Origin of the sequence: Kitasatospora sp. MBT63 (assembly GCF_000710465.2) — a bacterium.
Taxonomy (GTDB): Bacteria; Actinomycetota; Actinomycetes; order Streptomycetales; family Streptomycetaceae; genus Kitasatospora.
In genome coordinates this window covers 1-11,149 of sequence record NZ_JAIZ01000800.1, presented here as the reverse complement: position 1 = coordinate 11,149, position 11,149 = coordinate 1, and the positions used below count along the sequence as shown (strand labels likewise).

Sequence of the window (11,149 nt, the reverse complement as noted above, 5' to 3'; positions counted from 1 at the left end):
TCCCCACCCCCCCTTCCCACCCCCGGCCGGACCGGTCAGGAATGGAGAAGCACCCGCGCCGGGAGGCCAACTAGCGTGACTGTCATGGCTTCCATTCACTCCGTCACCCTCGAGGTGGCCGATCTCGCGGCCGCCGAACGCTTCTACGCCGCCTTCGGACCGGGCGCCGCGCTGCAGTTGCGGCTGCGGGCGGCGGACACGCCGACCACCGGCTTCCGCGGGTTCGCGCTCGCCCTCACGGTCGCCCGCCCCGCCGACGTCGACCGCCTCGTCGACGCCGCGGTCGAGGCCGGCGCCACCGCGCTGAAGCCCGCCGCGAAGTCGTTCTGGGGCTACGGCGGTGTCGTCCGGGCCCCCGACGGCACGATCTGGAAGGTCGCGACCTCGGCGAAGAAGGACACCGGCCCCGCGACCGGACGGATCGACGAGGCCGTGCTGCTGCTGGGCACGGCGGACGTGGCCGAGAGCCGGCGGTTCTACGTCGGCCACGGCCTCACCGTGGCGAGGAGCTTCGGCAAGAAGTACGTCGAGTTCGCCGGCCCGTCGGGCGCGGTCAAGCTCGCGCTGTACGGCCGCCGCGCCCTGGCCAAGGACCTCGGGGTGCCGGTCGACGGGACCGGCTCGCACCGGCTCGCGATCAGCGGCGACGCCGGACCGCTCGACGACCCGGACGGGTTCGCCTGGGAGGCCGCGTCGCCGGTCCCGGTGCACTGACTGCCGCCCGGACCGTCCGGCAGGTCCGGCGGGTCCGGTGCGGGCCGCCACCCGGCCGGTCCCGGCGTCGGGCCGGCTCGCCATAATGAGCCGGTGCCGATAGCCGATGACCCTCACCCGGGCCCCCACGACGGGCCCGACCCGAGCAGCCGGGACCCCTTCGACGGGCTCGTCCTGGACGAGCGCTTCGTCCGGGCCGCCGCCGTCAAGGAACCCTCCGCGCGGACCCGGATGCTGTCCGCCCGCTGGCGGACCGAGGAACCGGTGGATCCCGGCGGACGCCGCTGGTCGCCCGGATCCGAGGGACCGGCCGCCGCGCGCCGGGGCCGCTTCCGGAACTGGCGCTCCGTGGTGGCCGTGGTCGTCGCCGTGGCCGCCGTCCTCCTCGCCCTCTCCGCCTGGCCCGACCGGAAGGCACCGGCCGCCCGCCCGGGCGCGGTCACCCCGGGCCGGCCGACCCGGGACGTCGCGCTGCCCGGTGGCGGGACCTCCGACGGCAGCAGGTGCGGCGCCAAGGGTTACCACCACTTCCCGCAGCCGGCCGGATCCACCGCGCCCGGCGGACCGGGGGCCACCGACCGCCCGGGTCCCCAACTGGTCCTCGGCTCCTACGGTTTCGAGAAGGAGTCGGGGGACGACCCCGGCCGCTTCACCATCGGCCTGCTGCTCGGCCCCGGCGGTCCGGCGCCGCTGGACCTGGCCGCGCCGCTGGGCGCGCAGGGCGTGGCGGTCGAGATCGAGGGCCCCGACGGCCTGGTCGGCGGAGCCTACGACCTGCCCGTCTCCGTCGGCGACACGGTCCGGCGCACCCCGTCGGGCAGCCTGCGGATCGATCCGGCCACCGGCGGGACCGCGCAGCTCACGCTCCCGGTCGAGGCCCTGTGCCCGGGCGTCGACGGCCTCGCCGTCCAGCAACGGCTCACCGCCCCGACCGACTCCCACCGCACCATCACCGGCCCGCCCCCCTTCACGATCACCGTGTCGATCACGGACCCGGGGATCGGCGCCCTCCGGCGGGCAGCAGGATCGGCCTCCGCGGGCGACGTCCTCAGCGCGGACAACCAGCCGGCCGCGCGCACCGCCTGAGCCGCCGGGCCGTCCGCCCATCGCCCGCGGGCGGGACGGCCCTGCCGCCCGGTCAGGAGACCCGGCGGGGCGCCGACCGCTTCGCGGCGGTCTTCTTGGCCGTGGACTTCTTCGCGGCCGTCCCGGAGGCGGCCGTGGTCTTCTTGGCGGCGCCGCGGGCCGCTGCGCTCTTCGCCGGCTTCCGGGCGCTCTTCTTCGGGGGCGCCGCCGACGCCTCCCCGCCGTCCCCGTCCTCCGCGTCGTCGTCCGCCGCCTCGCCGGCAGCCGGCGAGGCCGCCTTGCCGTGGCCCTCCTTCGCCGCCTTCACGCTGCTGCGCAGCACCGACATCAGGTCGATCACATCCGCGCCCGCCCCTTCGGCCGGCTCCAGTTCGCCGTGCGGGGCCTCGACCCCGGCCAGCTTGGCCTCGATGACCTGCTCCAGCGCCTGCTGGTACTCGTCGTGCAGCGCCGACAGGTCGAAGTCCTCCGACAGGGTGTCCATCAGCGACCGGGCCATCTTCAGCTCCTGAGGCCGCACGGTGACGCTCTCGTCCGGCGCGATCCCCTCGGCCGAGCGCACCTCGTCCGGCCACAGGCAGGTCTGCAGGACCAGCGCGTCGCCGTGCACGCGCAGCACCGCCAGCGACTCCCTGGTCCGCATGGTCACCTTGGTCACCGCGATCTGACCGGACTCCACCAAGGCGTCACGCAGCAGGACGTACGGCTTGGCCGGCGCCTTGTCCGCCGTCGACACGTAGTACGCCTTGTTCAGCATCAGCGGGTCGATGGAGTCCGCCGGGACGAAGGCCAGCACGTCGATGATCTTCTTGCTGGGCAGCGGCAGCTCGGCCAGGTCCGCGTCCTCCAGCACCGCCTGGCGCCCGTCCGGCGACTCGAATCCCTTGACCACCTCGCTGTACGGGACCTCGACGCCCTCCACCTCGCAGAAGCGCTTCAACCGGATCCGCGAGCCGTCCTTCGCATGCACCTGGTGCAGGGTCGGCCCGCTGTGTTCCTCGGTCGCGGCGTACAGCTGCACGGGCACGCTGACCAGCCCGAACGTGATGACGCCCTTCCAGGTGACCTGTGGCATAGCCCATCCCTTTCGCGGGGATCTACCACGTTATGCCGGAGCGCCAGGTCACGGAAGTCGAGGGCCGCCGCCTGGTCCTGTCCCACCTCGACAAGGTGCTGTGGCCGGCCACCGGGTGGACCAAGGGCGAGGCGCTCTACTACTACGCGCAGATCGCCCCCGCGATGCTGCCGCACCTGCTGCGCCGCCCCGCGACCTTCCTGCGATTCCCGGCCGGCATCGGCGAGGAGGGCTTCTTCGCCAAGAACCCGCCGCCCGGCCTGCCCGAATGGGTGCACACCCTCACCGTCCCCACCCACGAGGGCCCCAAGGACCGGGTCGCCGTCGACGACCTGGCCACCTTGATGACCGTCGCCAACGGCTACGCCCTGGAACTGCACGTCCCCCAGTGGACCGCCGACACCGGCCCCACCCACCACGACCGGCTGGTGGTCGACCTCGACCCCGGCCCCGGCGCCGACCTGACCGACTGCTGCCGGGTCGCCCTGCTGATCCGCGACCACCTCGCCGCCGACGGCCTGCACGCCCACCCCAAGACCTCCGGCAGCAAGGGACTGCACCTGTACGCGGCGCTGACCCCCGCCCCGGCCAAGGCGGTCAGCGGCTACGCCAAGGCCCTGGCCGAACGGCTCGCCGCCGACCACCCCGCCCTGGTGGTGTCCCGGATGGCCAAGGCGCTGCGCCGGAGGAGGGTCTTCGTCGACTGGTCGCAGAACGCGACGGCCAAGACCACCGCCGCGCCGTACACCCTGCGGGCCACCGCCGTCCCGGGGGTCTCCGCGCCCGTGAGCTGGGCGGAGATCGAGGCGTGCACCCGGGCCGAGGAGCTGTCGTTCACCCCCGACCAGGTGCTGGAACGCCACGCCGCCGACGGCGACCTGCTGGCGCCGCTGCTGACCGACGCGGGCCCGCTGCCCTCCTGACCGGCCGCCGGGCTGCGGAGCCGTGCGCCTCCCGGCCGGCCGCCGCGAACCGGTGCACCGGGCCGTGGCACGACCCGACGGCGGGCACCGTCGTGGTGATCGGCAGCCGCCACGACCCACGGTGCCGCGTTCGGTCAGCCGGTCAGTCGGTCAGCCGGTCAGCCGGTCAGCCGGGCTGCTAGGCCGACTCGGCCGGCTCGGCGATCAGCGCGGTGGCGACCCGGCGGAAGCCCGCCCGGGCGTAGACCCGGGCCACGTCCTCGTCACCCGCGGACAGGAACACCGTGCCGGCCCCGCGCGCCCGGGCGTCGGCCACCAGACAGGCCGTGACCGCCAGGGCCAGGCCCCGGCGGCGGGCGTCCGGGAGGGTGCCGACGCCGACCACCTCGGTGACGCCGTCCACCGGCTGGTGCATGCCCGAGCAGCGCGCGGAGCCGTCGGCCGCCAGCGCGGCGGCGGTCACCGTCAGCCCGGCCCGGATCCGCGCCGCCACCCGGTCCACGGTGCCGTCGCGTTCCACCACCGCGGTGAACGCCGCCAGTTCGGCCGCGCCCGCGGTGCCGACCGCGGTGCCGGGCTCGGCGAACGCCACCCGCGGCACGGCCAGCGCGGACGCCAGCTCCGGTGCGTCGGCGGCGAGCAGCCGGACCGACGGGTCCGACGGCGGCGTGGGCGCGCCGGGGTCGAGGGCCATCAGCGGGTGCGCGTGCACGGTCAGCCCGGCGGCCTCCACCGCCGCCCGGAGCCCCGGCGCGTTCTCGTCGACCCACTCGAAGGTCTCCGGCAGGCCCAGTTCGCGCTGCCGCTCCCGCACCCGCCGGACATCGCCGGCGGTCGCCGCCGGGCCCTGCCAGGCCAGGGCCGGCCGCCCGTAGAACGGCCAGCTGCCCGCGGTCGGTACGAAGAGCGTCAGCGGCCCGAAGTCCTCGGCCCTGGCGGAGGAACGGGGTACGGCGTCGTAGTAGCGCTCGATCTGGTCGAGCAGGGACCTGGTGTCGGTTTCCGAGAAGTGCACAGCGCATCAAAGCAACCGGACGCCGTGCGCGCCACCGGTTTCGGCCGCTTGATCACGATCGGTCACGGGCAGCCGAACGCGGGCCGTCACGGCGCAGGGCGAGGAAGGACCGGCCGTGCGAGGACCAGCGCTCGATCTCCGTCAGCCCGGCCGGCGCCGCCCGGCGCACGGTGGCGTCGGCGCCCAGGCGGGCCCAGGCGAACGGCGGGCCGAGCCGCCCGCCCGGGCCCTCGACCCGGACGGTCAGCCGCTCGTCGAGCGGGGCCGGCTCGACCTCCACCAGCAGGTGGCCGCCGGGTGCGAGCAGCAGGGCCGCCCGCCGCAGCAGCGCGTCGGGGTCGCCGCCGATGCCGAGGTTGCCGTCGGCCAGCAGGGCGGTGCCCCAGCGGCCCTCCCCGGGCAGCCGCTCGAACACCGAGCGGCACAGCGCCAGCCCGCCGATGCCGAGCGTCCGGGCCACCGCGTCGCGGGTGACGTCCACCCCGAGCGCCGGGACACCGAGCGCCAGCAGCTCCGCGACCAGCCGGCCGGGCCCGCAGCCGATGTCCAGCACCGGCCGGCCGGAGTCCAGGCAGCGCAGCAGCAGACCGTGGTCGGCGCCGGCCACGGGCCCGATCCAGCGGTCCACCTCCAGCACCTGGCGGGTGCCGTCCGGGCGCCGCAGCCACAGCGGTCCGCGGCCGGTCCGCATCGCCTCGGCGAACGGGTCGTCGGTCCAGGGCAGCGTGGCCGTGGTCATCGGCGGACCGCCGTCGCCGGTCCGGCCGTCGCCGCGGCGGCCTGTGGTGTGGTGGCCTGTGGCGCGGTGGCCTGTGATGTGGTGGCCTGTGATGCGGCGACCTGGGTCCAGCGGGCCGCGAACCGGCCGCCGGGTGCCTGCCCGGCCACCAGCCGGGCGTCCTCGACCGTGTCCACGTCCGTCAGCTCGCCGAGGCCACGCACCACCAGCCCCTCCGCCGCCAGCCGCGCCAGCAGCTCGGCGCCGGTGCGCGCGGTCGACATCTCGACCCCCACCAGCAGCCTGCGGGCCAGCGCCGCGTCCGGACGGGCCAGGCCCAGCGCCCAGAACCCGCCGTCCGCGGCCGGGCCGTACCAGGCGTCGGTCCCGGCGCGCTGCGCGGGGGAGAGCGGTTCGGCCAGGGCGGCGGCGGTGAGCTGCGGGGTGTCCATGCCGACCAGCAGCGCGGGCGCGTCCGGGCCGGCCTCGGCGAAGGCCGCGGCGAGCCGGACGTCCAGCCCGCCCGGGACCTGCGGGACCACCTCCCAGCCGGGCGGCAGCCAGCGGCCCGGCGTACCGTCCAGGACCAGCAGCCGCCGGCCGGCCGGTACCGCCGAGAGCGCCGCCAGGGTGTCCACGAGCGCGGCCTCGGCGAGGGCGGCGGCCTGGACCGGCGTACAGGCGGGCGTCAGCCGGGTCTTCACCCGCCCGGGGACCGGCTCCTTGGCGATCACCAGCAGGGTCGGCGGCGGGGCGGCCAGCACCGCCCGCATGTCGTGGACGGCCTGCCGGGTGCCGCGCACCGTCCCGGTGACCTTCGAACGGCCGGCCCGGGGCCTGTAGTCCACCGGCCGCTCGGCGATCCGCATCCCGGCCGCGGAGGCGGCCAGCACCATCTCCAGCGGGTAGCCGGAACGGCGGTCGCCGAGGCCGAGCGCCAGCAGCCGCTCCCGGCGGGCGGCCCGCATCGGCCCCAGGTCGTGCAGGGCGGCGCCGGTCCGGGCCCGCAGGCGCCTGGCCAGCTCGGCGTTGGCGATCCTGGCGTGCAGCGGCCACGCGCCGCGGGCGGTCGGGCGGCGCCGGCCGAGCACCAGGTCGGCGCTGCCGTCCAGCACCGGGCCGGTCACCAGGGGGAGTTGGCGCGGATCGAGGGAACCGTCGCAGTCCATGAAGCAGACCAGCTCGGCGGTGGCGGCCAGCAGCCCGGCGTGGCAGGCGGCGCCGAAACCCCGGCGCGGCTCGGCCACCACGGTGGCACCGAGCGAGCGGGCCAGCTCGGCGGAGCCGTCCGAGGAGCCGTTGTCCACCACGATCGCGCGCCAGCCGGACGGGATCCGGCCGAGCACCCAGGGGAGCGCCGCCGCCTCGTCCAGGCAGGGCAGCACCACGTCGACGGGCGCCGCATCGACGGGACGGGGAACGGGGGAACGGGACAGGGAGAGACTCGTCACGCGCCGAAGCTACCCCGGGGAATCGGGACAATTGCCGCATCGGCACCTTACGGAAGTCGTACGGGGCACCCCGGCGGTCGAAGCCGCCCGCCCCGCCTCCCTATCCTCGGAGACGTGATCCAGACACCCTCCACCGGCCGCATCCTCGTGGTCGACGACGACCCCACCGTCGCCGAGGTCGTCACCGGCTACCTGCACCGCGCGGGCTACCGGGTCGACCGCGCCGCCGACGGCCACCAGGCGCTCGCCGCCGCCGCCGAACACCGGCCCGACCTGGTCGTCCTCGACCTGATGCTGCCCGGCCTGGACGGCCTGGAGGTCTGCCGCCGGCTGCGCGCCACCGAGGCCGGCGCCGACCTGCCGGTGGTGATGCTCACCGCCAAGGGCGACGAGGCCGACCGCATCCTCGGCCTGGAACTCGGCGCCGACGACTACGTCACCAAGCCCTTCAGCCCGCGCGAGCTGGTCCTGCGGATCCAGTCCGTGCTGCGCCGCGCCGGACTCGCCGCCCCGGCCGGGGGCCCGCTGACCGCGGGTGACCTCACGCTCGACCAGCAGGCCCGCCGCGCCCACCGGGCCGGACGCGAACTCTCGCTCACCCTGCGCGAGTTCGACCTGCTGGCGTTCCTGATCCGGCACCCCGGTACGGCGTTCGGCCGGGAGGAGCTGATGCAGCGCGTCTGGGGCTGGGAGTTCGGCGACCAGTCCACCGTCACCGTCCACGTCCGCCGGCTGCGCGAGAAGATCGAGGACGACCCCGCCGCCCCGGTGCTGATCAGCACCGTCTGGGGCGTCGGCTACCGCTTCGACCCGGCGAAGGGCTGAACCACCGTGAACGACCTGCTGCTGATCGCCCTGTTCGCCGCGCTCGGCGCCGCCTCCGCCGGCCTGCTGGGCTGGCCCGTGGTCCGCCTGCTGCGCCGCCGCTCGGTCGCGCTCTCGCTGCTCATCGTGGCGCTGGTCACGGTCCTCGCCATGACGGCCGGCACGCTCGCCGTGGCGCAGGCGATGTTCCTCTCGCACCACGACCTCGGGGTGGTGATCACGGTGACCCTGATGGCCGCGGCCGTCTCGCTGGTCACCGCCGCGGTGCTGGGCCGCCAGGTGGTCGCAGGCAGCCGGGCGCTCACGGTGGCGGCTCGGACGGTCGGCAGCGACGCCGGGTTCACCGCACCCAGTGAGCCGCTCGGCTCGGAACTGGCCGCGCTCAGCGCCGAGCTGGCCGCCACCAGTGCCGGGCTGGCCGAGTCCAGGCAGCGCGAGCAGATGCTGGAGCACTCCCGCCGGGAGCTGATCGCCTGGATCTCGCACGACCTGCGCACCCCGCTGGCGGGCCTGCGGGCGATGGCCGAGGCGCTGGAGGACGGTGTGGCCGAGGACCCTGCCCGCTACCTGATGCGGATCCGCACCGAGGTGGACCGGCTCACCGGGATGGTCGACGACCTGTTCGAGCTGTCCCGGATCCAGGCCGGGGTGCTCACCCTGACCCCCGCCCGGGTGTCGGTCTACGACCTGGTCGGCGACGCCATCGCGGGCGCCCACCCGCTGGCCCGCGAGCGCGGGGTCCGGCTGGAGGGCGCCCTGGTGGCCGCCGAGCCGGTCGAGGTCGACGGCCGGGAGATCACCCGGGTGCTGGGCAACCTGCTGGTCAACGCGATCCGCTCGACCCCGGCCGACGGGGTGGTGGCGGTCGCCGCCCGCCGCGAGGCCGATGAAGTGCTGGTCTCGGTGACCGACGGCTGCGGCGGCATTCCCGAGCACGACCTGCCGAGGGTCTTCGAGACCGGCTGGCGCGGCGGCAGCGCCCGTACCCCCAGGACCGCGCCGGACCAGGCCGCGGGCCAGGGCGCAGGCCCGCACCAGGGCGACACCGGCGCGGGCCTCGGCCTGGCGATCGTCCGGGGCATCGTGGAGGCGCACGCCGGCCGGGCGAGTGTCCGCAACGTCTCCGGTGGGTGCTGCTTCGAGATCGCCCTGCCGTCGGCGGCGGCCGCGGTCGGCTGACCCGCGGCCGGCGGGTCAGAACTGCAGCGCCCAGCCGTCCAGCTGCCCGCCGAACGACTCGGCCGGGTCGTACACCCGCAGCCGCCAGACGCCGTTGGCGGGCGAGGCGGAGGCGTTGACGCCGATCAGCACGTGGTACGGGGACGGCAGCAGGTCGTCGGAGGCCGTCAGCACCCGGTAGCTGCGGCCGTCCGGCGCGATCAGGTCGGCCGTCAGGTCCGCGGGCCAGTAGTGGGTGACGGAGACGTGGACGTCGAGCATCGCCGGGGCCCGGCCGGGGACGCCGGTGACGGTGATCGGCGATTCGGTCGTGTTGTTGTCGACGGTGACCGGGGTGGTGTTGTCGAACCGCTTGCCGAGCGGCGGGATCGGCGTGGTGCCGACGTACAGCAGCCGGTCGGTGGTGTCGTCGCCGGGATCCTGCTGCACCGAGCCGGGCGAGGCCGCGCCGGTCAGCGCCGCGGCGACCTGGGCGGGGGTGGCGGTGCGGTGGCCGGCCAGGTAGAGCGCGGCGGCGCCGGTCACGTGCGGGGTGGCCATCGAGGTGCCGGAGATGGTGTTCTCGGACTCGTCCCAGCCGATCCAGGCCGAGGTGATGTCGCTGCCGGGGGCGAACAGGTCCACCAGCGGGCCGTAGTTGGAGTACCAGGCGCGGTGGTCGTCCCGGTCGGTGGCCCCGACGGTGATCGCGGTCTGCACCCGGGCGGGCGAGTGCTCGGAGGCGTCGACGCCCTGGTTGCCGGCCGCGGCGGCGTAGGTGATGCCGGAGGCGATCGAGTTGCGGACCGCCGCGTCCAGCGCGTCGTCGGGGTCGCTGCCCAGGCTGAGGTTGGCGACGGCCGGCTTGTGGGCGTTCCTGGTGACCCAGTCGATCCCGTCGACCACCTGCTCGGTGGTGCCGGAGCCGTCGTCGTCGAGCACCCGGACGGCGACCACGGCGGCCTTCGGGGCGACGCCGAAGCTGCTGCCGGCAATGGTCGCGGCCACGTGGGTGCCGTGGCCGTTGCCGTCGTCCGCCTCACCGTCCAGGTCGACGGCGTCGTAGCCGGAGGAGGCCCGGCCGCCGAACTCGTCGTGGGTGACCAGCACCCCGGTGTCGATGACGTACGCGGTGACGCCCTGGCCGCCCGAATCCACGGTGGTCAGGCGGTCGTCGAGCGGCAGGCGCTTCTGGTCGATCCGGTCCAGGCCCCAGGAGGGCAGGCCGGTACGGGTGGTGTCGGCGGCGACCCGGTGGTTCTGCACCACCTCGGCCACCGCCGGGTCGGCGGCCAGCCGGCGGGCCTGGCGGTCGGACAGCTGCACCGAGTAGCCGTTCAGGGCGGCACCGAAGGTCCGGCGCAGCGTGCCGCCGTAGCGGTGGGCGAGCGTCGCGCCCGCGGACGCGGTGGCCTTCGCCAGGGTGGGCCGCAGGATGACCAGGTAGCTTCCGGGGACGGCGCCCGGGCTGTCCGCGCCCGCGACGACGCCCTCGGGCGGGGCGGCGGCGGTGGCGGGTTGGGCGGCGCCGAGTGCCAGTGCGGCCGTGACGGCCAGGGCGGCGAGCGCGCGGTGGGAGGAGTGGCGCAGGGGCAGTGCCATGGCGGCGGCCCTCTCGTGATGATGTAAGCCAAGATGAACAAGGCTTTGCCATCCATAGACTGACGTATCATCAGATTGGCCGCAAAGCCCCGCCGGTGGGGCCCGGCCGTCCGCCCCGCCCCGCCTCCGGTGCGCCCGACGCGGTGGTCCAGGCGGCCGACGCGTTCCGCCGCCGGGCCGGGTTCTGGGCCACCCTGGCCGAGGCACAGGACCGGCCCTGCGAACTCGAGGTCACCTGCGAGCCCACCCCCGTCGACCTGCCCGAGGACGACCTGACGGCCGTGATCGACTCGCTGGTCGGCAACGTCTTCCGGCACACCGCCGCCGGCACGCCGTTCGCGCTGCGGGTGACGCGCACCGCGCAGAGCGTGCTGCTCACCGTGGAGGACGCCGGGCCCGGCATCCTCGACCCCGACGGCGCCCTCGCCCGTGGCACCAGCGCCGGTTCCACCGGGCTCGGCCTGGACATCGCCCGCCGGGCCGCGGCCGCCACCGGCGGCGACCTGCGGATCGACCGCGGCCCGCTCGGCGGCGCCCGGATCACCCTCACCCTGGGCCTGGCCACCCCCGGCACCCGCCGCC

Annotated in this window: 11 protein-coding genes and 1 pseudogene; 6 read left to right on the top strand and 6 right to left on the bottom strand. The window is 75.8% G+C overall.

Annotation, left to right across the window (positions count from 1 at the left end):
* Nucleotides 1-84 precede the first annotated feature (84 nt).
* On the top strand, nt 85-714 hold the full coding sequence (locus AA75_RS41725; protein WP_033825741.1) for a glyoxalase: 630 nt from the start codon (nt 85-87) through the stop codon (nt 712-714).
* A gap of 93 nt (nt 715-807) precedes the next feature.
* The gene (locus AA75_RS41715) at nt 808-1,800 is read left to right on the top strand and encodes a hypothetical protein (protein WP_233289433.1); all 993 of its coding nucleotides are present in this window, start codon (nt 808-810) and stop codon (nt 1,798-1,800) included.
* A 52-nt stretch (nt 1,801-1,852) separates the two neighbouring features.
* Here AA75_RS41715 and AA75_RS41710 read toward each other — a convergent pair whose 3' ends face one another.
* Nucleotides 1,853-2,875, bottom strand: a complete 1,023-nt coding sequence (locus AA75_RS41710; RefSeq protein WP_033825740.1) for a Ku protein — start codon at nt 2,873-2,875, stop codon at nt 1,853-1,855.
* Between the two features lie 32 nt (nt 2,876-2,907).
* On the opposite strand from AA75_RS41710, the gene ligD reads away from it, so the two are divergent.
* Nucleotides 2,908-3,798: a non-homologous end-joining DNA ligase gene (gene ligD / locus AA75_RS41705; RefSeq protein WP_033825739.1), complete on the top strand. Its 891-nt coding sequence runs from the start codon at nt 2,908-2,910 to the stop codon at nt 3,796-3,798.
* Between the two features lie 178 nt (nt 3,799-3,976).
* On the opposite strand, the gene AA75_RS41700 is transcribed toward ligD, so the two are convergent.
* The 4 genes and pseudogenes from AA75_RS41700 to AA75_RS53200 all read right to left on the bottom strand — a co-directional run.
* A complete protein-coding gene (locus tag AA75_RS41700; protein WP_033825738.1) occupies nt 3,977-4,813 on the bottom strand; it encodes a GNAT family N-acetyltransferase in 837 nt (278 codons plus the stop codon).
* Between the two features lie 52 nt (nt 4,814-4,865).
* Nucleotides 4,866-5,552, bottom strand: coding sequence for a methyltransferase domain-containing protein (locus tag AA75_RS41695; protein ID WP_051814341.1), 687 nt, complete (start codon nt 5,550-5,552; stop codon nt 4,866-4,868).
* Nucleotides 5,549-6,304: a DUF2064 domain-containing protein gene (locus tag AA75_RS53205; protein WP_233289434.1), complete on the bottom strand. Its 756-nt coding sequence runs from the start codon at nt 6,302-6,304 to the stop codon at nt 5,549-5,551. Before AA75_RS53205 ends, AA75_RS41695 begins: the two co-directional genes overlap by 4 nt.
* Nucleotides 6,278-6,967: pseudogene (locus tag AA75_RS53200) on the bottom strand (glycosyltransferase family 2 protein); the annotation flags it as partial. The gene AA75_RS53205 and the pseudogene AA75_RS53200, both read right to left, overlap by 27 nt.
* Nucleotides 6,968-7,123: 156 nt before the next feature.
* Here AA75_RS53200 and AA75_RS41685 point away from each other — a divergent pair.
* Nucleotides 7,124-7,807: a response regulator transcription factor gene (locus AA75_RS41685; protein WP_051814343.1), complete on the top strand. Its 684-nt coding sequence runs from the start codon at nt 7,124-7,126 to the stop codon at nt 7,805-7,807.
* A gap of 6 nt (nt 7,808-7,813) precedes the next feature.
* A complete protein-coding gene (locus tag AA75_RS41680; protein WP_033825736.1) occupies nt 7,814-8,986 on the top strand; it encodes a sensor histidine kinase KdpD in 1,173 nt (390 codons plus the stop codon).
* 15 nt (nt 8,987-9,001) lie between these two features.
* Here AA75_RS41680 and AA75_RS41675 read toward each other — a convergent pair whose 3' ends face one another.
* A complete protein-coding gene (locus tag AA75_RS41675) occupies nt 9,002-10,567 on the bottom strand; it encodes a S8 family peptidase (RefSeq protein ID WP_033825735.1) in 1,566 nt (521 codons plus the stop codon).
* Nucleotides 10,568-10,662: 95 nt separating this feature from the next.
* Between AA75_RS41675 and AA75_RS41670 the strand changes: the two genes are divergently transcribed.
* The coding region (locus tag AA75_RS41670; protein ID WP_233289432.1) for a sensor histidine kinase KdpD at nt 10,663-11,149 on the top strand (487 nt) is incomplete at its 3' end.

Coding starts and splice junctions, on each gene's coding strand:
- AA75_RS41725 (WP_033825741.1), top strand. CDS start 85: ATGGCTTCCATTCACTCCGTCACCCTCGAGGTGGCCGATCTCGCGGCC.
- AA75_RS41710 (WP_033825740.1), bottom strand. CDS start 2,875: ATGCCACAGGTCACCTGGAAGGGCGTCATCACGTTCGGGCTGGTCAGC.
- ligD (WP_033825739.1), top strand. CDS start 2,908: ATGCCGGAGCGCCAGGTCACGGAAGTCGAGGGCCGCCGCCTGGTCCTG.
- AA75_RS41695 (WP_051814341.1), bottom strand. CDS start 5,552: ATGACCACGGCCACGCTGCCCTGGACCGACGACCCGTTCGCCGAGGCG.
- AA75_RS53205 (WP_233289434.1), bottom strand. CDS start 6,304: ATGCGGGCGGTGCTGGCCGCCCCGCCGCCGACCCTGCTGGTGATCGCC.
- AA75_RS41675 (WP_033825735.1), bottom strand. CDS start 10,567: ATGGCACTGCCCCTGCGCCACTCCTCCCACCGCGCGCTCGCCGCCCTG.